At 65.7% G+C, this 20,751-nt stretch carries 17 protein-coding genes and 1 tRNA gene; 5 read left to right on the plus strand and 13 right to left on the minus strand.

All coding sequences use genetic code 11. The features are described 5' to 3' along the window. From CYJ10_RS27420 to CYJ10_RS27430, 3 genes are all read right to left on the minus strand, one after another. Positions 1-314: NAD(P)-dependent oxidoreductase (locus CYJ10_RS27420; protein ID WP_146002136.1), on the minus strand; the 314-nt coding region annotated here is incomplete at its 3' end. A 63-nt stretch (positions 315-377) separates the two neighbouring features. Then, positions 378-812 carry an Rrf2 family transcriptional regulator gene (locus CYJ10_RS27425; RefSeq protein ID WP_101684598.1) on the minus strand — a complete coding sequence of 145 codons (435 nt, stop codon included), beginning with the start codon at positions 810-812 and terminating at the stop codon, positions 378-380. Positions 813-1,097: 285 nt separating this feature from the next. After that, a tRNA-Leu gene (locus CYJ10_RS27430) sits at positions 1,098-1,184 on the minus strand. A 69-nt stretch (positions 1,185-1,253) separates the two neighbouring features. On the opposite strand from CYJ10_RS27430, the gene rnr reads away from it, so the two are divergent. From rnr to CYJ10_RS27445, 3 genes are read left to right on the plus strand one after another with little or no spacing between them, the layout of a single operon-like run. Further along, a complete protein-coding gene (gene rnr / locus CYJ10_RS27435; RefSeq protein WP_101684599.1) occupies positions 1,254-3,875 on the plus strand; it encodes a ribonuclease R in 2,622 nt (873 codons plus the stop codon). A gap of 45 nt (positions 3,876-3,920) precedes the next feature. Further along, positions 3,921-4,658, plus strand: coding sequence for a 23S rRNA (guanosine(2251)-2'-O)-methyltransferase RlmB (rlmB, locus tag CYJ10_RS27440; protein ID WP_101684683.1), 738 nt, complete (start codon positions 3,921-3,923; stop codon positions 4,656-4,658). A gap of 2 nt (positions 4,659-4,660) precedes the next feature. After that, positions 4,661-5,404 carry an SIR2 family NAD-dependent protein deacylase gene (locus CYJ10_RS27445; RefSeq protein WP_101684600.1) on the plus strand — a complete coding sequence of 248 codons (744 nt, stop codon included), beginning with the start codon at positions 4,661-4,663 and terminating at the stop codon, positions 5,402-5,404. 121 nt (positions 5,405-5,525) lie between these two features. Here CYJ10_RS27445 and tal read toward each other — a convergent pair whose 3' ends face one another. Next, positions 5,526-6,482 (minus strand): transaldolase, encoded by a 957-nt coding sequence (gene tal, locus CYJ10_RS27450; protein WP_101684601.1) that lies wholly within the window; start codon positions 6,480-6,482, stop codon positions 5,526-5,528. A gap of 184 nt (positions 6,483-6,666) precedes the next feature. On the opposite strand from tal, the gene rpiA reads away from it, so the two are divergent. After that, entirely contained in the window at positions 6,667-7,353 is a 687-nt protein-coding gene (rpiA, locus tag CYJ10_RS27455) for a ribose-5-phosphate isomerase RpiA (protein WP_101684684.1), read from the plus strand. 30 nt (positions 7,354-7,383) lie between these two features. Here rpiA and CYJ10_RS27460 read toward each other — a convergent pair whose 3' ends face one another. Continuing rightward, positions 7,384-8,049: a response regulator gene (locus CYJ10_RS27460; RefSeq protein WP_101684602.1), complete on the minus strand. Its 666-nt coding sequence runs from the start codon at positions 8,047-8,049 to the stop codon at positions 7,384-7,386. Between the two features lie 12 nt (positions 8,050-8,061). Next, positions 8,062-10,164: a type IV pili methyl-accepting chemotaxis transducer N-terminal domain-containing protein gene (locus tag CYJ10_RS27465; protein ID WP_101684603.1), complete on the minus strand. Its 2,103-nt coding sequence runs from the start codon at positions 10,162-10,164 to the stop codon at positions 8,062-8,064. A 206-nt stretch (positions 10,165-10,370) separates the two neighbouring features. Between CYJ10_RS27465 and CYJ10_RS27470 the strand changes: the two genes are divergently transcribed. Next, positions 10,371-11,696, plus strand: a complete 1,326-nt coding sequence (locus tag CYJ10_RS27470; protein WP_101684685.1) for a hypothetical protein — start codon at positions 10,371-10,373, stop codon at positions 11,694-11,696. A gap of 36 nt (positions 11,697-11,732) precedes the next feature. Here CYJ10_RS27470 and CYJ10_RS27475 read toward each other — a convergent pair whose 3' ends face one another. Genes CYJ10_RS27475 through CYJ10_RS27505 form a run of 7 tightly spaced genes read right to left on the minus strand, consistent with a single transcriptional unit; the run spans position 11,733 to position 20,746 of the window. Next, positions 11,733-12,917: an NAD(P)H-dependent flavin oxidoreductase gene (locus CYJ10_RS27475; protein WP_101684604.1), complete on the minus strand. Its 1,185-nt coding sequence runs from the start codon at positions 12,915-12,917 to the stop codon at positions 11,733-11,735. Next, positions 12,914-13,300, minus strand: coding sequence for a putative zinc-binding protein (locus CYJ10_RS27480; RefSeq protein WP_101684605.1), 387 nt, complete (start codon positions 13,298-13,300; stop codon positions 12,914-12,916). Before CYJ10_RS27480 ends, CYJ10_RS27475 begins: the two co-directional genes overlap by 4 nt. A 10-nt stretch (positions 13,301-13,310) precedes the next feature. Then, entirely contained in the window at positions 13,311-14,024 is a 714-nt protein-coding gene (locus tag CYJ10_RS27485) for a carbonic anhydrase (RefSeq protein ID WP_101684606.1), read from the minus strand. A gap of 9 nt (positions 14,025-14,033) precedes the next feature. Beyond that, positions 14,034-14,717, minus strand: a complete 684-nt coding sequence (gene narI, locus CYJ10_RS27490) for a respiratory nitrate reductase subunit gamma (RefSeq protein ID WP_101684607.1) — start codon at positions 14,715-14,717, stop codon at positions 14,034-14,036. Between the two features lie 15 nt (positions 14,718-14,732). Beyond that, a complete protein-coding gene (gene narJ, locus CYJ10_RS27495; RefSeq protein WP_101684608.1) occupies positions 14,733-15,419 on the minus strand; it encodes a nitrate reductase molybdenum cofactor assembly chaperone in 687 nt (228 codons plus the stop codon). An 18-nt stretch (positions 15,420-15,437) separates the two neighbouring features. Beyond that, positions 15,438-16,988, minus strand: coding sequence for a nitrate reductase subunit beta (narH, locus tag CYJ10_RS27500; protein WP_101684609.1), 1,551 nt, complete (start codon positions 16,986-16,988; stop codon positions 15,438-15,440). Beyond that, positions 16,985-20,746, minus strand: coding sequence for a nitrate reductase subunit alpha (locus tag CYJ10_RS27505; RefSeq protein WP_101684610.1), 3,762 nt, complete (start codon positions 20,744-20,746; stop codon positions 16,985-16,987). The genes narH and CYJ10_RS27505 overlap by 4 nt, the downstream gene beginning before the upstream one ends. Between the last annotated feature and the right edge of the window lie 5 nt (positions 20,747-20,751).

Genomic DNA, 20,751 nt, shown 5'->3' on the forward strand with positions numbered 1-20,751 from the left:
GGTGCCACGTAAAGGCTGCCTGCGCCGCCCACTACCAGCAGGCGCTCGACGCCGGCGGCTTTGACCGCCGCCACGATCTGCGCTGCGCTGGTCTGCAGGAAGCGCACGGTGCTGATCACCACATCGCTGCCGCGCAGTGCGTGGGCCAGGGCAGACGTCTCCGCTACGTCCACATCGCGTGCCGTCACGCCTTCCCGGGCGGGCAGCTTCGACGCCTGGCGGGCGAGGGCGGTCACGGTGTGGCCACGGCGCAGGGCTTCATCGGTCAGGCGGCTGCCCACGTTGCCCGTGGCGCCAATGATGGCGATCTTCATGATGGATTCCTTTCGACTAAGAGCGATATGAAACCATGGTGGTTACATATCGAGATAAAAAAATCAGCGCTTGCGGCGCCGGGCGGCATGCTCAACCTCGTGGAGCATGCTGGCAATCGTGATTTCCGCGAGCGATGCATCCATAGCGGCCTGCGCGCGATCTGCCACGGTCTGCAGGGCACCGGTGATCTCGCGCCCCACCATGCATGCCGGATTCGGCGCGCTCTGGTGCAGCGTGATCAGCGCCGTGGTCTCGGTGGCACGAAAGACGTCAAGCAGCGTGATGTCCGACGCGGACCGCGCCAGCATCGCGCCACCGGTGCTGCCCATCGTCGTCGTCACGAAGCCGGCTTCGGTCAGCGTGCCGATCATGCGGCGGATCAGCGCAGGGTTGGTGCCCACGCTGCCGGCAATCATCGACGACGGCACCGGCCCCTCAGCCTGCGCAAGCAGGGTAAGAATGTGGACGGCGACGGCAAACCGGCTGCTGGTGCTCATGCGGAAATCTCAATGTGAAACTATCATAGTTACAGATTGGTCAGCCGTCAACAACCGCGTTAACAACCGAGTTGAATGGATAGGCTGCTGTATTTTTCGCGATGGATATTGCGAAGATGGCGAGATAATGCCGGAATCGGCACTGAAACTGATACACTCATCCACGGCTCAAAGTCAGAAAAGGGCCACGGACAAGGCAACAAGGCAAGAGGGAGAGAATTTGAAGGATTCAGCAGCACAAAACAAAAAACCCGCAACTCACGTTGCGGGTTCCTTGCTGAATCTTGGTGCCCAGGAGAGGACTCGAACCTCCACAGTGTTGCCACCGCTAGGACCTGAACCTAGTGCGTCTACCAATTCCGCCACCTGGGCAGGTGTCGAAACAACCGAAGCGGCCATTATAGCGACCGTCAAACGTTTGTCAAATAGTTTCGAGAAAAATTGAATCAGAACAACTATCCGATCCCTAGCCGGGAAGAAATCCTCGGCGTACTGAGAACTTCGGGGTCGCCCCTGTCGGCCGGCGACATCGCCAAGGCCCTGGCCGTCACGCGCAAGGAGCATGACGGTTTTCAGAAACGCCTCGCCGCGATGGAACGCGACGGCCAGATCGAACTGAATCGCAAGGGCCGCTACGAACTGGCCCATCAACCAAACTTCGTCGTCGGCCGCGTACAGGGCCATCGCGATGGCTTTGGCTTCCTGATTCGCGACGATGGCGAAGACGACATCTTCCTGCCCGAGCGCGAACTGCAGAAGGCGATGCACAACGACCGTGCCCAGGTGCGCGTGGTGGGCTACGACCGCCGCGGGCGCCCGGAAGGGCAGATCGTCGAGATCGTCGAGCGCGCCAACCGCTTTGTCATTGGCCGCCTGCTGTCCGAAAACGGCGTGCTGGTGGTGGCGCCGGAAGACAAGCGCATCGGCCAGGACATCCTGATCCCGCCCAAGTCGCAAGGCAAGGCGCGCGTGGGGCAGGTGGTCAGCGTCGAACTGGTGGAATGGCCGGATCGCTACGTGCAGCCCGTGGGCCGCGTGGTCGAAGTGCTGGGCGACATCGACGATCCTGGCATGGAAATCGAGATCGCCGTGCGCAAGTACGGCGTGCCGCACGAGTTCTCCGCGGCTGCCGCCAAGGAAGCGCAGGCGCTGCCTGACGAAGTGCGCCAGGCCGACCTGGACCACCGCATCGACCTGCGCGACGTGCCGCTGGTGACGATCGATGGCGAGGATGCACGCGACTTCGACGACGCCGTCTACTGCGAGCCGGTCAAGATCGGCCGCGCCAAGGGCTGGCGCCTGATCGTGGCCATCGCCGACGTGTCGCACTACGTGCGGCCCGGTACGCCGCTCGACGCCGATGCGCTTGACCGGGCCACCTCGGTGTACTTCCCGCGCCGGGTGATCCCGATGCTGCCGGAAAAGCTGTCGAACGGCCTCTGCTCGCTGAATCCGAACGTCGACCGCCTGTGCATGGTCTGCGATGCCGTGATCACGGCCAAGGGCGAGCTCAAGGGCTACCAGTTCTATCCGGCCGTGATGCACTCGGCGGCGCGGCTGACCTATAACGAGGTCTGGGCTGTCCTGTCGAACACCAAGGGCCCCGAGGCGCACAAGCGCGCCGAGCTGGTGCCGCACCTGCAGAACCTGTACGAACTGTTCCAGGTCCTGCTGAAGGCGCGCCGCGAGCGGGGTGCGATCGACTTCGACACGACCGAGACGTACATCGTCTGCAATGCGCAGGGCAAGATCGAACAGATCCTGCCGCGCACCCGCAACGACGCGCACCGGCTGATCGAGGAATGCATGCTGACGGCCAATGTCTGCGCAGCCGACTTCCTCGAACGCTTCAAGCATCCGGCGCTGTACCGGATTCACGCGGGTCCGAGCGAGGAAAAGCTCAAGAACCTGCGCGAATTCCTGAAGACGGCCGGCCTGTCGCTGGGCGGCGGCGACAAGCCGCAGGCGTTGGATTACGCCGAGGTGATGGACAAGATCAAGTCGCGCCCCGATGCGCCGATGCTGCAGACGATGCTGCTGCGCTCGATGCAGCAGGCCGTGTACAGCCCCGACAACATCGGCCATTTTGGCTTGGCCTACGAGGCCTACGCGCACTTCACGAGCCCGATCCGGCGCTACCCGGACTTGCTCGTGCACCGCTCGATCAAGGCCATCCTGGCGCATACCAAGTACCGGCCGGTCTTTATCCCGGGTACCGAACTCAACACGCAGATCTCGCCCAAGGCGCGCCGCATGCAGGCCGCCGACGCCGAGAAGCGGGCCGCGAACGCCGCAGCCCGCGCCAAGCGCGACGAGGGCGTCTGGGATGAACTGGGCCTGCACTGCTCGGCCAATGAACGCCGTGCGGACGAAGCGTCGCGCGACGTCGAGGCCTGGCTGAAGTGCTACTTCATGCGCGACAAGCTCGGCAGCGACTTCGCCGGGACGATCAGCGCGGTCACGTCGTTCGGCATCTTCGTGCAGCTCGACGAGCTCTACGTGGAAGGGCTGGTCCATGTCACCGAGCTGGGCAGCGACTACTTCCAGTATGACGAGGCACGCAACGAACTGCGTGGCGAGCGCACCGGCATCCGCTACCGGCTGACCGATCGCGTGCGGGTGCAGGTCTCGCGCGTGGACCTGGATGCCCGCAAGATCGACTTCCGCCTGGTGCAGGAGCCGTCGGCCAAGACGCTGCGTGGCCGTGCCGGGGCACCCGAGCAACCGCGCGTGCCGGCCGCCCACGCCGTGCCGGCGCGCAAGAAGGGCCGGCAACTGGCAGCCCTGCTCGGCGGCACCTCGAAGCCGGAGGAATCGTTCGACGAAACGCTTGACCGTGTGATCGAAGAGCAACCGGTCTTCGAGGCCGTGATCACGCCCGTCAAGCCGCGTGAAGCGAATGTCGGTCATGCGTCGCATGCGGGCCGCAAGACGCCGGCGGGCAAGCAGGCCAAGCGGGCGGCCAAGCCCAAGCCTCCGCACCTGCAAACGGCCAAGAAATCCGCTGCCAAGCGGGCGCCCAAGCCGGCCGGCAAAACGAGCCGTACCGCGCGCAAGCGGTAAGCAAATCGGCATTGTCGTGAGGCCATGGCGGGTACAATGCGCGCCATGGCCAAACACAAACTCCTGATCGGCTTTCACGCCGTCAACGCACGCCTGCGTCAGAATGCGCAGAGCGTTTCCGACATCTATATCGAAGCGAACCGCAAGGACCGCCGCATGCTGGACTTCGTCCGGCTGGCCGAAAGCCTTGGCGTGACGCTGCATCCGGTGGATGCCGACCGCCTGCGCGGTATGGCCGGCACCGACCGCCACCAGGGTGTGGTGGCGCGTGCCGAAGATGTCTCGCTTGCCCTCAATCTCGACGAACTGCTGGACAGCATCGAAGGCACGCCGCTGCTGCTGGTGCTGGACGGCGTCACCGATCCGCACAACCTCGGCGCTTGCCTGCGCGTGGCCGACGGTGCCGGTGCCCATGCGGTCATCGCGCCGAAGGACCGCAGTGTCGGACTCAATACCACTGTGGCGAAGGTGGCCAGTGGCGCCGCCGAAACCGTTCCCTATATCACCGTGACCAACCTGGCGCGCACGCTGCGCGAACTGCAGGAGCGCGGCATCTGGGTGATCGGCACGGCTGACGGCACCGACAAGTCGCTCTACGACATGGACCTGAAGGGTCCGACGGCCATCGTGATGGGGGCCGAAGGCGAGGGTATGCGCCGCCTGACGCGTGAGACCTGCGACGAACTGGTGGGCATTCCGATGGCGGGCGGCGTGGAAAGCCTTAACGTTTCCGTGGCCAGCGGCGTGTGCCTGTACGAGGCGGTGCGCCAGCGCCGGGGCTGAGCATGATCGTCGATGCCGCCGCGCTGGAGCAGGCACGCCAGTGGGTCGACGCCGCGCAGAACATCTTCGTGCTGACCGGCGCGGGCATCTCGGCGGAATCCGGCGTGCCGACCTTCCGCGATGCCCTGACCGGACTCTGGGCGCGCTTCGATCCCGAGGAGTTGGCGACCGAGGAAGCATTTCGGCGCCAGCCGACGCTGGTGTGGCAGTGGTACGAGCACCGGCGCGAACTGGTGTCGGCGGCCAGGCCGAATCCCGCCCACTATGCGCTGGCGGCGCTGGCCAGCCAGAAATCACTGACGCTGGTGACGCAGAATATCGACGGTCTGCATCAGCAGGCCGGCAGCGAGCACGTGGTGGAATTGCACGGCAACCTGTTCGCCAATAAGTGGCTGGATGGCTGCGGCCGCTGCGACACGGTGCCCGCCGTGCCGGGCGAGCCACCGCATTGCGCGCTGTGCGGGGCGATGATGCGCCCCGGCGTGGTGTGGTTTGGCGAGGATTTGCCGCGCGTGGCGCGCTATCGCGCCGATCACGCGGCGCAGAACTGCGACCTCTGTCTGGTCGTGGGCACGTCCGGGCTGGTTTATCCGGCGGCCGCATTGCCGGGCCTGGCGAAGGAACACGGCGCCCGCGTGCTGCTGGTCAATCCAGAGCCGTCGGCCCTGGATGCTACGGCGGACCTGGTGCTGTCCGCGGCGGCAGGGCAGTGCCTGCCAATGCTGTGGCCCCAAGGCACGGCCTGAGCGCCTGACGGTTTTCTCCCGCCCACCCTTTGTGCTCCTCGGGCTGCTGTCCCGCCTGTCCCGCCGATTGAAGCGAGACAGGTGTGTCAGGGCGTGAGCCTCGGGCAGGCGGCCGCCAGGCTCAGCCGGCCAGTTCCGCCACGAGCTTTTCGAGCTTCACGGCGTCCGCCGCGAACAGGCGGATGCCTTCCGAAAGCTTCTCGGTGGCCATCGCATCCTCGTTCAGTTGCCAACGGAACGCGGCCTCGTCGGCGGCGATGCGCGCGATGTTGCCGGCCTGGGCCTGCTCCACCGACAGCTTGCGCTCCACCGTGGCCTGGCCGCCTGCCAATTGCTCCAGCAGTTCCGGGCTGATGGTCAGCAGGTCTGAGCCCGCCAGCGCCAGGATCTGGCCAGTGCCGCGGAAGCTGGCACCCATCACCTCGGTGTCGTAACCGAATTTCTTGTAGTAGTCGTAGATCTGGCGCACCGAGCGCACGCCGGGATCGTTGTCGCCTGCGTTGGCGTCTGCATCCCACTTGTCGCCCGCCTGCTTCTTGAACCAGTCCAGAATGCGCCCGACGAACGGCGAGATCAGCTGCGCGCCAGCTTCGGCGCAGGCCACGGCCTGTACCAGCGAGAACAGCAGCGTCATGTTGCAGCGGATGCCCTCGCGCTGCAGGACGGCGGCAGCCTGGATACCTTCCCATGTCGAGGCGATCTTGATCAGGACGCGCTCGCGGGCCACGCCACGCTGCTCGTACAGGCCAATCAGATGACGCGCCTTGTCGACGGTGGCCTGCGTGTCGAACGACAGGCGCGCGTCAACTTCCGTGGATACCCGGCCCGGCACGATAGCCAGGATCTCGCAGCCGAACGCGATCAGCAGCTGGTCCATGACCGCGTCGACGCCCGCGCTGCCGTGATGGTCGCGCGTGGCCTGCTCCAGCAGCGGCCGGTACTCGGGCTTCTGCACGGCCTTGAGGATCAGCGACGGGTTGGTGGTCGCGTCCTGCGGCGTGTACTGCTTCATCAGCTGGAAGTCGCCGGTATCGGCCACTACCGTGGTGAACTGCTTCAGTTGTTCGAGCGCGTTCATGATCTGGTTCCGTCTGGAAGAAGTCTGGGGCGGTGGTTCGCCGGGAATGGGTCATTGTAACGGCGCGGCGTGAGGGGGCAAGGCGATGTGGCCGGCAGATGCCGCGGCGCGGGGCGGCAATCGCCGGGCGCGTGCCGCGATCCGCTACACTACGCCCTTTCCCAACGCAATTCTGGCTGTTGTCATGACTCAGGATGAACTCAAGGCGCAGGTCGCGCAAGCTGCCGCGGACTATGTGAAGCAGGAAGTGCCCGAAGGTGCCGTTCTCGGCGTGGGCACGGGCTCGACCGCCAATCTCTTCATCGACGCCGTTGCGGCGTTCAAGGAGCGCTTCAGCGGCGCCGTTTCCAGCTCGGAAGCGTCCACGCGCCGTCTGCAGCAGCATGGCTTCACCGTGCTGGATCTCAACGATGTCGACACCATCCCCGTCTATGTCGACGGTGCCGACGAGATCGACGCTTCGGGCGCGATGATCAAGGGTGGCGGCGGCGCACTGACGCGCGAGAAGATCGTGGCGTCGGTAGCCGAGCGCTTCGTCTGCATCGCCGATGGCAGCAAGCTGGTGCCGGTCATGGGCACGTTCCCGCTGCCGGTCGAGGTGATTCCGATGGCACGCGCCGCGGTAGCCCGCCAGTTGGCTGCGCTCGGCGGCCAACCGCGTCTGCGCATGACCAAGGAAGGCGGCATCTACAAGACCGACAACGGCAATGTGATTCTCGATGTGGTCGGCCTGAAGATCGAAGACCCGAAGGCCCTTGAGCAGCGCATCAACCATCTGCCCGGCGTGGTGACGGTGGGCCTGTTCGCGCTGCGTGGCGCCAACGTGCTGCTGCTCGGCACCGAGCAGGGCGTCCAGCGCACCGACTACTGAGCGCTGCAGGCCGGGCGGTCAGGCCGGCGGTCAGCCCGCGAGCCCATGCTCGACGGCGTAGACCGCCACCTGCACGCGGCTGGCCAGGTTGAGCTTCTTCAGGATGTTCTGCACGTGAATCTTCACGGTGCTTTCGGCCACGCCCAGTTCGCGGGCGATTTCCTTGTTGCTTTCGCCGCGCACCAGCCCCTGCACGATGTCGCGCTCGCGGACGGTTAGCGGGGCGCTCCGCTGGCTACCCTCATGGCCGCGTGCCGCGCCGGGCTGGGCGTTCGGCGCGCGAAACTGCTGCACCAGCTTCGCGGTCATGCCTTCCGATATCACGGGTTCGCCGGCCGCTGCGCGCCGGATGGCGCTGGTCAGGGCTTCGGTCTCGATGTTCTTGAGCAGATAGCCGCGCGCGCCGCTGCGTAGCGCCGTGGCCAGTTCTTCCGCCTCTTCCGATACGGTCAGCACGACCACGGCGCTGTCGGGCAGGTCTTCCACCAGCAGATGCAGGGCTTCGAGTCCGGACAGCCCCGGCATGTTCAGATCCAGCAGGATCACGTCGGGCCGATGCTGCTTGGCCCGCTTGATACCCTCCACACCGTCGGCGGCTTCGTCGACGATCTCGAAATCCGGTTGCCGCTGCAGCAGGGCGCGAATGCCCGAGCGGAACAGCGTGTGGTCGTCGATCAACAGGATGCGGATGGTCATGGTGCGGGTTCCTCAGGCCGGTGCGGTGACCGGTGCAGTAGCCGGTGTAACGTGCGTTACCGGGGGTGTCGAGACGGTCGATGCTTCCGGGCCGGCATCGGGAGCCTGATCGCCGCGTGGCAGCGTCAGTTCGATCCGCACCCCAAGGCCCGGACGGGCGTCGATTGCAAGCTGCGCGCCAAGCCGGGCGGCGCGCTCGCGCATGATGTGCAGGCCGATATGGCTGGCGTCGTGCTCGTTCAGGCGGCCCGCGTCGAAGCCGTCGCCATCGTCCTGCACCACAAGCCGGAACAGCCGGTCGTGCCGGATCGAGATCGCCACGTGCTCGGCCATGGCGTGCTTGCGCACGTTCGACAAGGCTTCCTGCAGGATGAACAGCACCTGCAACTGGTCTTCGGGCTGCAGCGGCAGGCCCTTGTCATCGATGGTCAGCGAGGCCTCGGTGCGGCATTGGCGCCGGAAGCGCGCCACGGTTTCTTCCACGGCGGGGCGCAGGTCGCCGGTGGTCAGCCGCGACCGGAAGTTGTGCAGCAACTCGCGCACGTCCTGGTAGCTCTCTTCCACGCCATGGCGCAGCAGTGGGATGATCTCCTGGACCTCGCCATCGGCATGCCGGTCCACGGCATCCTCCAGCAACTGCACCTGCAGATTCAGGAAGTTCAGCCCCTGCGCAATGCTGTCGTGCAGCCCTTGCGCCACGAGGTTGCGTTCCTCCACCACGGCAAGCTGGCGCGCACTGGCCGACAGGCGAATGTGATCCAGCGCGGTGGCCAGATGCTGCGCCATCGTCTCGAGCAATTGCCGGTCCGATGGCGGCAATTCGCGCGCCACCCGGAAGTGCAGCGTCACAGTGCCGACCTGCCCGCGCAGCGTGTCCAGCCGGAACGCGGCCATCGACAGAAAGCCTTCGCGCCGGCATGGCGATGGCACGGCAGGCGGCATCGGGGCAAGCGCCGGGGACATGGCCCGGCGCAGGTCGGCCACCGTGACGATGCCCGCCTGCGTGGCGTGCCCGCAGTGGCAGGCATCGATATCCGCGCAGTGATCGTTGTCGGCCAGCGTCATCGACAGGCCGACCGATGCCACCCGGTGAAGCTTGCCCTGGCGGGCGTCGTACACGCGCACGGACCCGCCATCGGCGCCGAACTGCTGCATCACGCGCTCCAGAAAGCCGTGCGCCAGGCTTTCGGAATCGCCGGCCTGGTTCAGAAAGGCGGCCATGTCATACAGCGCCTCGAGGTCGCGATTCTGGCGCGCCAGTTCAGCCGTCTTGCTGGTCACCCGCGCGGCCAGGTCATGGTAGAGATCCTGCAGTTCGGCGGCCATCCGGTTGAAGCCCGACGTCAGCGTGCCGAACTCGTCGCGGGTTTCCACCGGCAGGCGCAGCGAGAATTCGCGTGCCGCCATGCGGCGCAGGCCGTCCTGCAGGCGCAGGACAGGCAGGATGATCCAGAGGTAGAGCAGGTAGATGACGGCCACGGTGCCCACGCAGGCCATGACAGCCAGGCCTACCTGCGACAGGCGCAGCATGTCGGTCTTGCGTGCGCTGTTGTTCTCGATTTGACGGACCAGCCGGTCGGCCCGATCGACAAATCCCGGCAGCGCCCGGACGTACTGGCTGGAATTGCCGGTCAGCGCCAGCGGCTTGAGCTGCTGCGACCAGTCGGCCAGCACGGCGTCGAGTTGGGCGTGGATGGCGGGTTCGTCAGGCAGGAACAACGGCCGCGCCGGATTGCCCTTGCGCAGTTGCGCCAGCGTATTGTCGAGCGTGGTGATTTGCTCGGCCAGGGTATTGGGTTTGCCGGATGCCGACAGCGATAGCTCGATGGCGACGCGATTGGCGCGCATGCGCAGGCTGCCGGCATCATTGATCGCCGCGCCCGCGCCTTCGAGCTTCCACGACAGGTAGAGCGTGCCGGCGATCATCGTCAGCACGGCCAGCAACGACACCAGCGACAGCAGGATGATGCGCGTGGACAGCCGGTAGCGCGGCGGCGTCAGCCGGACCGTGTCCGGGACGTGGCCGGTCTCTGGCAACGGATGCGGCGCGGCGGCGGCAGAAGCAGAGGCTTCCGTGGTGTTGTCTAGGGGTGTTGGATTCGTGGGGCCTAGCATGGGATCGGGCTGGCACAAGGGGGCGGGCGCAACCTTGGTCCTGATTTTCGGCGTGATGGGGCATGTGATTTCTGCGCCAGATCAAGGAACGTGCAATCTGTGGTTTGATTGTGGCGCGGACGCGAACGGGCTTGAACGACCGCCGGCCCGAGGCGGACAATGTGCCGTTTTCGGTATTCATCCGACGGAAAATTGGAATCACGCCAGTGAAAGCGGCAAACCTCGACTATGCCCGGGCACCACGACCGGCCGTGGTGTTCGGCTGTCTGATGCCCGCCCCATGGCTTGGCGCTGCTGCCGGATTGCTGCTGGCCTGCGGGCCCCCCGATGGCCTGCCGCACCGCTTTGCGCCGCTGGCGCTGGCATCGGTGCACGTGCTGGCACTTGCCATGCTGTTGCCAGTGATGCTGGGCGCACTCTTTCAGATGATGCCGGTGATCGCGCGGGTGCCGGTGCCCCAGGTGCGGTGGGTGGCGCCGTTCGTGGCGTTGGTGGGCGCGGGCACTGCCGTAGCGCTGGCAACTGGCTTCGTAGGCGCGCACGCCACTGGCTTTCGCTGGGCGGCGATGCTTGGCCTGTTTCCGCTGCTGGTTGCGGTCCTTCTGCTGGTGGCCGGACGCCGCGTGGCCCGCGTCGACGCCACCACGCGCACGCTGGCCCGGATCGGGGCGCCCTTGCTGGCAACCATTGCCGCAGGCATCGGACTGGCCGGCATGCTCGGCGGAGGGTGGACGCTGCCGCTGCCCCCTTGGCTCCCCACGACGCTGCCTACGCTGCTGTCGCTGCATGTGGCGTGGGGCCTCGGCGGCTGGCTTTGCGCCCTGGTCACAGGGGTGTCGACCACCGTGCTGCCGATGTTCTGGCAGGCTCGACAGCTACCCGATGCCTTGCAGCGCTGCCTGCCGATCGCGCACTGGCTCCTGCTGCTCGCGTTCAGCGTTGTCGCGGTCGCCTTTCCGCATCACGCTTTTTCATCGTTCGCGCTGTTGCCGTGGCTCGGCTTCGTCGTGCTGCTGGGCGGATGGATGCTGGCCGCCGTGCTGCGCGCGCGCCGTCGCCATGATCCCCACTGGCTGCTCTGGACTGCGGCCATTGCCAGTATGGTGGCGGCGGCGATCCTGACAGCCATCCAGCTGTTCCAGCCTGCCAATACGCCGATGGCGCTGCCCTGGTGGATTGGCGTGCTGGCGCTGGTTGGCGGCGGTGTCCTGCCGGTCACGGCGATGCTCGGCAAGATCGTGCCATTTCTGGTGTGGTTGCATCTGCGTCGCCTGCTGCAGCCGCGTGCGCGGGTGCCTGTGATGCAGGACATTATTTCGCCAGTCCGCCAGCGCCAGCAGGCCTTGTTGCTGATGGCAGCATTCGTGACGCTGCTGGCGCTTCCGCTGGCGCCGGTGTGGCTCGCGCGCGTGGGCGGTCTGCTATTTGCGGCCTCGAATGCGTGGCTGGGCTATCAGTTGCTGACGGCATTGCGCTGCATGTTCCGCATGCGCAAGCAGGGCGGCTTGCCGCCCCGCGTACCGCGAGATTGAAAAGAGAGGGGAAGGGGGAAAGCGGACGCTTCGCCTTCAAACCGCGGCAACGATGGCCCGCGCCGGCGCTGGTGCCAGCGCAGCGGGCTTCTCGCCGGTCAGCAGATAGTGCATCAGTTCGGCCACGGGCCGGATCGCCTCGCCAAACGGCAGCTTGCCCTTGCCACGGAAGAACAGCCCGCGCTCCACATCGCCGCGCACGGCTTGCGCAAGCTTCAGGTCGATGCAGAACTGGCCGATCTTGGCCACGCCGTCACGCAGCCCGCAGGCCTGCAGGCAGTCGAAGCCCTCCAGGCAGTCTCGCGGCTTGGCGCGGCGTTGCAGCCGGCTTTCGCTCGACAGATAGCGCGAGAGCCAGGGCGTCAGCACAGCACGCGCCGGAAGCCCGGCCACGCTGGTGAATTCGCGCAAGGTTTCCGGGGTGGCCGTGACCAGTACCTGCTTGAAATCCGGATGGGCATCGCATTCCTCGGTCACGGCGAATGCGGTGCCGAGTTGCACGGCCGACGCGCCTTCACCCAGCCAGTGGCGCACCTTCTCGTGCGTATTGATGCCGCCAGCCAGGATCAGCGGGATGCTGTCCCAGGCCAGGCCCAGCGTCTGGAACAGTTCGCGACATTCGGTCAGCACGCGGGCGAACGAGAAACGCTCGTTGCCAAGATCCTCGATGGTGCCGGCGCCCAGATGGCCGCCGGCGTGCGCGGGATGCTCGATCACGATGGCGTCGGGCAGGCGGCCCTTCTTCATCCAGCGGCGGAGGACCAGGCCAATGCCGCGCGTTTCGGACAGGATCGGTATCAGGGCGACCTTCGGATGGTCGGCGGCCAGTTCGGGCAGGTCGAGCGGCAGGCCGGCACCCATGACGATGGCATCGGCGCCGCTTTCGCAAGCCTGCCGCACCAGCTGGGCGTGGGAGCCCACGGCCTTCATGACGTTCACCGCGATCAGGCCGCGGCCTGCCGACAGCGTCCGCGCGGCCCGGATTTCGCGATCGAGTGCCACGCGGTTTGCCGCCTCGATTTTTTCCTTGTCCCGCGTCCCGCGTGTTTGTGCCATCAGGTCTTCGTGATGATGGCGCAGGTCGATGCTGGCAATCGTGCCGACACCATTGTTGGCGGCCACGGTGCCAGCCAGGCGATGGGCGGAGATGCCGATGCCCATGCCGCCCTGGACGAGCGGCAGCAGTCGCCGTCCAGCGAGTTTCAGCCAGTGTTCTGTCATGAGTCCATTCCGGATAGTGTTTGCTCAACGACGGCCCAGGTGGCCGCCTCTTCATCGTCGGTGCATGCGCCGTGCTGGCGCTTGGTCGCCCCCAACCGGTTCAGGACCAGGTGACGGGTCGGGGTGACGCCCGCCGACGCCAGGCATGCCTTGACGCAGGCCAGCGGACAGCCGTCGAGCGCCAGGATCGGCCGCCCGGACCGCGCCACACGTGTCAGCGCCGGCACGCCGCCGCCAACGCCGCTGATGCAGGACATCTCCGCCCGGCCACTGCGGTCCAGGCGCACGGCGAACTGGTTGGCGAGCTGGGCGACACTGGAGCAGCCGGAGCAGGCGTACACCAGTGGCAGGACAGAAGAGGGCGAAGAGGGCGACAGACTCATTGCATCAGGGTCAAACGGTGGTGACGGTATTGCGGACGTCGCATACGGGGGCGTCGGGGAGCGGGCAAACCAGTGGCAGGAAGCTGTCGGCGCGGTCCGAGTAAGCGAGTAGCGCGCCGGCGGCAATATCGAAATACCAGCCATGCAATGTCAGTTCGCCGCGCTCGCACGCTGCGCGCACGAACGGGAACGACTCGAGGTTGCGCAGCGACACCAGGATCGATGCCTGTTCACAGGCATGCTGACGTTGCTCGGCGCTAGCGCCTGGCATGGTCTGCTCCACCAGTTGGCGGGCGGGTGCCGCAATGCGCACCCATGGACCAATGAAATCCTGGCCGGCCCGCGCCGGTGCCGTGTCGCCCTCAGCCTCGGGCCGCGCCAACAATGCGCGAATTCCTCCGCATCCGCTATGACCCATGACAATAATTCTTGCTACGCGGAGTTGCTCTACCGCAAATTGGATGGCCGCCGATACGCCATGGAGCCTTCCAGTCTCCATTTCGCTACAAGGCGGTACCAGATTTGCGACATTTCTGACAGTGAAGAGATCGCCCGGATCGCTGCCGAGCAGCAGTCCGGGGTCCACGCGGGAATCGCTGCATCCAATCAGCAATGTCTGAGGATGCTGGCCGACGCGCAGGGCATCGAACAGCGCCGGTGCATCCTCGAAGTAGTGCTGCTGGAAACGCTCGAACCCTTTCAGCAGGCGCTCGATCGTATGCATGGCGACTCCTTACCGGCTACGCACCAGCTGCCACGCGCGTCCCAGATAGCCCACCGATGCAAAGCCGCTCCACACGTGCACCAGGCGGGTGAACGGGAAGATGGCGAACAGCGAGATGCCCATGAACAGATGCGCCTTGAAGACCAGCGGTGCATCGGCCACGTAGCTTGCGGCATCGCCGCGCAGCGTGACGATGTGCTGCGCCCAGGTCATCAGCTGGACCATCATGTGGCCGTCCATGTGGCTGGCCGACGCGAAGATCGTCGACAGCCCCAGCACCAGCGTGACCAGCAGCCACAGCAGCAGCACCTTGTCACCCGTACGGGTGACGGCGGACACGCGGGCGTTCGTCAGGCGGCGGTGCAGCAGGATCAGCAGCCCGGCCAGGCACATGGTGCCCATGACGCCGCCGGCGGTCATGGCCACGGCCTGCTTGAAGCTGTGCGAGACGCCCAGCGCATCCCATACCGCCACCGGCGTGAGCAGGCCGGCCATGTGGCCGAAGAACAGGCCGAGGATGCCCACATGGAACAGGATGTTGCCCATGCGCAGGTTGCCGCGGTACAGCACTTGCGAACTGTCGGACTTCCACGTGTACTGCTCGCGCTCGAAGCGCGCCAGGCTGCCGAACAAGAAGACGGCGGCGGCGATATACGGGTAGATCCCGAACAGGAATTGGTGGACCAGGTTCATGGTGAGGGTCCTCGGTTAGCAGGGGTTGATGGCTGACGGCATGCCGCGCGCGGCGGCCGCGGCGTCGCGTTTGTAGAAGTGCACCGTCTCGACGTCGGGTTTGCGGGTCAGCAGTGGCTCCACGCCGTCCGCGCCGGGGCCGAAGGTCTCCAGCGCTTCATCCATGTCGCGCACGGGCGGCTCTTCCTGCGGCTGCGGCTGGACGTCCGTCAGCGTGCGCAACGTCAGGAACGCAGCGGCATACGGGCTTTCGCTGCGGGCCAGGCGGTCACCGATGGCGGCCATCACGTGGATGGCATCGCCCAGCAGTGCCTCGGCGCGCGCTTCCTTGCCGTCCATGACCAGGGCGCCCAGGTATTCGAGGAACAGCGGCACATAGTCGGGCAGCTCGGCGGTGGTCAGGTCGAAGCCGTCGCGCCGGTATTCCTCCAGCAGGTCCACCATCGCCTGGCCGCGATCGCGGCTTTCGCCGTGCACATGCTCGAACAGGTGCAGCGACTGGGCCGGGTTGCGGTCGAACGTGGCCACGTAGTTTTCCTGCAGCCGGATCAGCGGCTCGCGGCGCAGCACTTCGGTCAGCGGCGCCAGCATGTCGCGCGCCTGCGGCCATTCGGCCAACGCCGCGTCAATGTCGGCCATGCCGTCGACCAGCGCCTGGTCCGGATAGCTGAGCATGGCGCTCAGCACTTGATGGATTGTCATAGCGTTCTCCGGATACGGTCAGGTGGCCAGCGCCTTGCGCGAGCGCGGCAGGTCGGCGTAGGCCACTTCGGGCTGCGGCTTCTTGCGGCCGAACAGCGTGCCTTCCGATGTACCGCCCGAGCAGCCGTTGCCGAAGCTGAAGCCGCAGCTGCCTTTCTCGTCGAAGCTGTCCTCGGACATTTCCTTGTGCGACGACGGCACGACGAAGCGGTCCTCGTAGTTGGCGATGGCCATGGTCTGGTACATGTCCTCGACCTGGGCAGGCGTCAGGCCTACCTGTTCGAGCACGGCCAGGTCCTCGATGCCATCCACGTTCTGGCCGCGCTTGTAGGCGCGCATGGCCAGCATCTTTTCCAGCGCGCCAAGCACCGGGATGACGTCGCCGGCGGTCAGCAGGTTGGCCAGGTACTTCACGGGGATGCGCAGGCTCTTGACGTCGGGGATCACGCCGTTCATGCCCATGAAGCCGGCTTCGGCAGCCGACTGGATCGGGGAGAGCGGCGGGATGTACCAGACCATCGGCAGCGTGCGGTATTCCGGATGCAGCGGGAAGGCCACCTTCCATTCGACGGCCATCTTGTAGACCGGCGACTTGCGCGCGGCGTCGATCCAGCTCTGGGCAATGCCCTGGCGCAGCGCTTCGGCCTGCACGGCCGGATCGTTCGGGTCCAGGAAGATGTCGAGCTGCGACTGGTACAGGTCCCGCTCATCGGCCACCGAGGCAGCCTGTTCGATGCGGTCGGCGTCGTACAGCATCACGCCCAGATAGCGGATGCGGCCCACGCAGGTTTCGGAGCAGACCGTCGGCTGGCCGGCCTCGATGCGCGGATAGCAGAACACGCACTTCTCGGCCTTGCCGCTTTGCCAGTTGAAGTAGATCTTCTTGTACGGGCAGCCCGAGATGCACATACGCCAGCCGCGGCACTTGTCCTGGTCCACCAGCACGATGCCGTCTTCCTCGCGCTTGTAGACCGAGCCCGACGGGCACGATGCCACGCAGGTCGGGTTCAGGCAGTGCTCGCACAGGCGGGGCAGGTACATCATGAACGTGTTCTCGAAGGTCGAGTACATGTCCTTCTGGATCTCGTCGAACAGCTTGTCGCGGCTGCGCGAATCGAACTCGCCGCCCAGGTCGTCCTCCCAGTTCGGGCCCCATTCGATCTTCTCCATCTTCTTGCCGGTAATGGCCGAGACGGGGCGCGCCGTCGGCGGGGTCTCCACCAGCGGGGCCTTCTGCAGGTGCTCGTAGTCGTAGGTGAACGGCTCGTAGTATTCGTCGATCTGCGGCAGGTTCGGGTTGGCGAACATGTTCGACAGGATCTTGCCGCGGCCACCCTGGCGCGGGGTCAGGCTGCCGTCGGCATTCCGCTTCCAGCCGCCGTTCCACTTGTCCTGGTTTTCCCATTCCTTCGGAAAGCCGATGCCGGGCTTGGTCTCGACGTTGTTGAACCAGGCGTATTCAACGCCTTCGCGGCTGGTCCAGACGTTCTTGCAGGTCACGGAGCAGGTATGGCAGCCGATGCACTTGTCGAGGTTCAGCACCATGGCCACTTGAGCGCGGATCTTCATTGCCATGCTCCTTCAGTCTTTTCTGCCTTGTTTTGGGGGGAGGGATCTTCTTTGCGCGGACCTTCCAGCCAGTCCACCTTGTTCATCTTGCGAAGGATCACGAATTCGTCGCGATTGCTGCCAACCGTGCCGTAGTAGTTGAAGCCATAGGCCAGCTGCGCATAGCCGCCGATCATGTGCGTGGGTTTGGTCACGGTGCGCGTGACCGAGTTATGGATGCCGCCGCGCATGCCGCTGGTTTCCGCGCCTGGCACATTGACGATTTTTTCCTGTGCGTGATACATCAGGCACATGCCCTGGGGCACGCGCTGCGACACCACCACCCGGGCGGTCAGCGTGCCGTTGACGTTGAACACCTCCACCCAGTCGTTGTCGCGGATGCCGTTGGCCTTGGCCTCGGCTTCCGAGATCCAGACGTGCGGGCCGCCGCGCGACAGCGTGAGCATGCGCAGGTTGTCCGAATAGGTGGAGTGGATGCCCCACTTCTGGTGCGGCGTGATCCAGTTCAGCACCAGTTCCGGGTTGCCGTTCGGCTTGCGGCCCAGCATCGGGCTCACGGTCTTGGTGTCGATGGCCGGCTTGTAGACGCACGCGCCTTCGCCGAAATCCAGCATCCAGCGATGGTCCTGGTAGAACTGCTGGCGGCCGGTCAGCGTGCGCCATGGAATCAGTTCGTGGACGTTGGTGTAGCCGGCGTTGTAGCTGACTTCCTCGGATTCCAGACCGGACCACGTGGGCGCAGAGATGATCTTGCGCGGCTGGGCCTGCACGTCGCGGAAGCGGATCTTGTCGTGCTCGCGGCCCACGGCCAGGTGCGTATGGTCGCGTCCGGTGATCTTCGACAGCGCGTCCCAGGCCTTGACGGCCACGTGGCCGTTGGTTTCCGGGGCAAAGGTCAGAATCATCTCGGCAGCGTCGATGGCCGTTTCCAGCCGCGGACGGCCGTAGCTGACGCCCGGCTCGGTCACGGTCTTGGTCAGGTGGCCGATTTCGCGGACTTCGTGCTTCGTATCCCAGTTGATGCCCTTGCCACCGTTGCCCATCTTGTCCAGCAGCGGTCCGATCGACGTGAACTTCTTGTAGATGTCGGCGTAGTTGCGTTCCACCACCGTCATCGACGGCGCGGTCTTGCCCGGGATCAGGTCGCACTCGCCATGCTTCCAGTCCTTTGGCTCGAACGGCTGGCCGAGTTCGCCCGGGGTGTCGTGCAGCAGCGGCGTGCAGACAAGATCCTCGCGCGTGCCCAGGTACGGGCCGGCAATCTCGGTGAACTTCTTCGCGATGGCCTTGTAGATTTCCCAGTCGGTCTTGCTTTCCCACAGCGGCTGCACGGCTTCGGACAGCGGGTGGATGAACGGGTGCATGTCCGACGTGTTCAGGTCGTCCTTTTCGTACCAGGTAGCCGTGGGCAGCACGATGTCGCCGTACAGGCACGTGGTGCTCATGCGGAAGTCGAGTACGGTCAGCAGGTCGAGCTTGCCCTCGGCGGCCGGGCGCACCTTCACTTCGCTCGGCTTGATGGCGTCGTTCTCGTCGCCGAACACGGCGTTCTGCGTGCCGAGCAGGTACTTGAGGAAATACTCGTGGCCCTTGCCCGAGCTACCCAGGATGTTCGAGCGCCAGACGAACATGTTGCGCGGGAAGTTGGCCGGATTGTCTGGGTCGTCGCAGGCGAACTGCAGCGCGCCGGACTTGAGCTGTTCGACGGTGTGCGCGACGGGGTCCTTGCCGGCCGCGCGGGCGTCGGCCACCACGTCCAGCGGGTTGCGCCCAAGCTGCGGCGCCGACGGCAGCCAGCCCATGCGCTCGGACTTGGCGTTCAGGTCCAGCAGCGACAGGTTGTCGTAGCGGCTGTGGTCGGCCGTCGGCGCCAGGATTTCGTCGACGCCGAGCTTTTCGTGGCGCCACTGGCTCGTGTGGTTGTAGAAGAACGACGTGCCGTTCATGTGGCGCGGCGGGCGCGACCAGTCGGAACCAAAGGCCAGCGGCGCCCAGCCGAATTGCGGACGCAGCTTTTCCTGGCCGACATAGTGGGCCCAGCCGCCACCGCTTTGGCCCACGCAGCCGCACATCATCAGCAGGTTGATGATGCCGCGGTAGATCATGTCGTTGTGGTACCAGTGGTTCAGCGCCGCGCCGACGATCACCATGCTCTTGCCGTGCGTGCGATCGGCGTTGTCGGCGAACTCGCGTGCCACCTGGATCACGAGATGGCGCGGCACGGAGGTGTGCTTTTCCTGCCAGGCCGGCGTGTAAGGCACGTCGTCGTCGAACGAGGCAGCCACGTTGGAGCCGCCCAGGCCCTGGTCGACGCCGTAGTTGGCCAGCTGCAGGTCGTAGACGGTGGCCACGCGCACCACGGTGCCGTCGGCCAGCGTCAGCCGGCGCACCGGCACGCGGCGGCGCAGTAGCGCGTCGTGCTCGCCGCCGAAGTAGGGGAAGCCCACTTCGGCCACTTCATCTTCATGGCCGATCAGCGACAGGCGCGGGTCGATGTCCCGGCCGCTGCCGCCATCCTTCATTTCCAGGTTCCAGCGGCCCACCTTGGCGCCGTCGTCATGGGCGGCCTCGCCCCAGCGGAAGCCGATGGAGCCGTTCGGCGCCACGATCTCGCCGGTGGCCTGGTCGATGACCAGCGTCTTCCATTCCGGATGGTTGGCCTGGTCCAGGTTGCCGTCCAGATGGGAGGCACGCAGGAAGTGGTCGGGCACCAGCGTGCCGTCCTGGTCGCGCAGCAGCACCAGCATCGGCATGTCGGTGTACTGCTTCACATAATCGCGGAAATACGATGACTTGCCGGTGGTGTGGAATTCCTTCAGCACCACGTGGCCCATGGCCATCGCCAGCGCGGCATCGGTGCCTTGCTTCGGGGCCAGCCAGATGTCGCCGAACTTCACCATTTCGCCGAAATCCGATGACACGGCCACGGTCTTGGTGCCCTTGTAGCGAACCTCTGTATAGAAGTGCGCGTCAGGGGTACGCGTCTGCGGCACGTTCGAGCCCCAGACCATCAGGTAGGTGCTGTTGTACCAGTCGGCCGACTCGGGCACGTCGGTCTGCTCGCCCCAGATCTGCGGGCTGGCGGGCGGCAGATCGCAGTACCAGTCATAGAACGACAGGCAGGCACCGCCGATCAGGCTCAGGTAGCGCGCACCGGCCGCGTACGACACCATCGACATGGCCGGAATTGGCGAAAATCCGACGACACGATCGGGACCGTATTCCTTGACCGTGTAGGCGTTGGCGGCCGCGATCATCTCCGCAGCCGTATCCCAGTCCGCCCGCACGAAGCCGCCCTGGCCGCGCACGCTCTTGTAGCGCGCGGCCTTTACCGGGTCCTGGCTGATCGATGCCCAGGCGGCGATGGGGTCCATGGTCTTGCGGGCCTCGCGCCACATCTCCATCAGGCGGCCGCGAATCATCGGATACTTCACGCGCTGCGCCGAGTACACATACCAGCTATAGGACGCGCCGCGCGGGCAGCCTCGCGGCTCGTGGTTGGGCAGGTCGGGGCGGGTGCGCGGGTAGTCGGTCTGCTGCGTTTCCCAGGTGATCAGGCCATTCTTGACGTACACCTTCCACGAGCACGAGCCCGTGCAGTTCACGCCGTGCGTCGATCGCACGATCTTGTCGTGCTGCCAACGGCTGCGATAGCTGTTTTCCCATGTGCGGTCTTCGTTGACCACCGCACCATGCCCGTCCGCGTACGTGGACTTCACGCGCGACAGGAACTTCAGTCGATCCAGAAAATGAGACATTTCTT

The organism is Cupriavidus pauculus (assembly GCF_002858765.1).
Classification (GTDB): domain Bacteria; phylum Pseudomonadota; class Gammaproteobacteria; order Burkholderiales; family Burkholderiaceae; genus Cupriavidus; species Cupriavidus pauculus_B.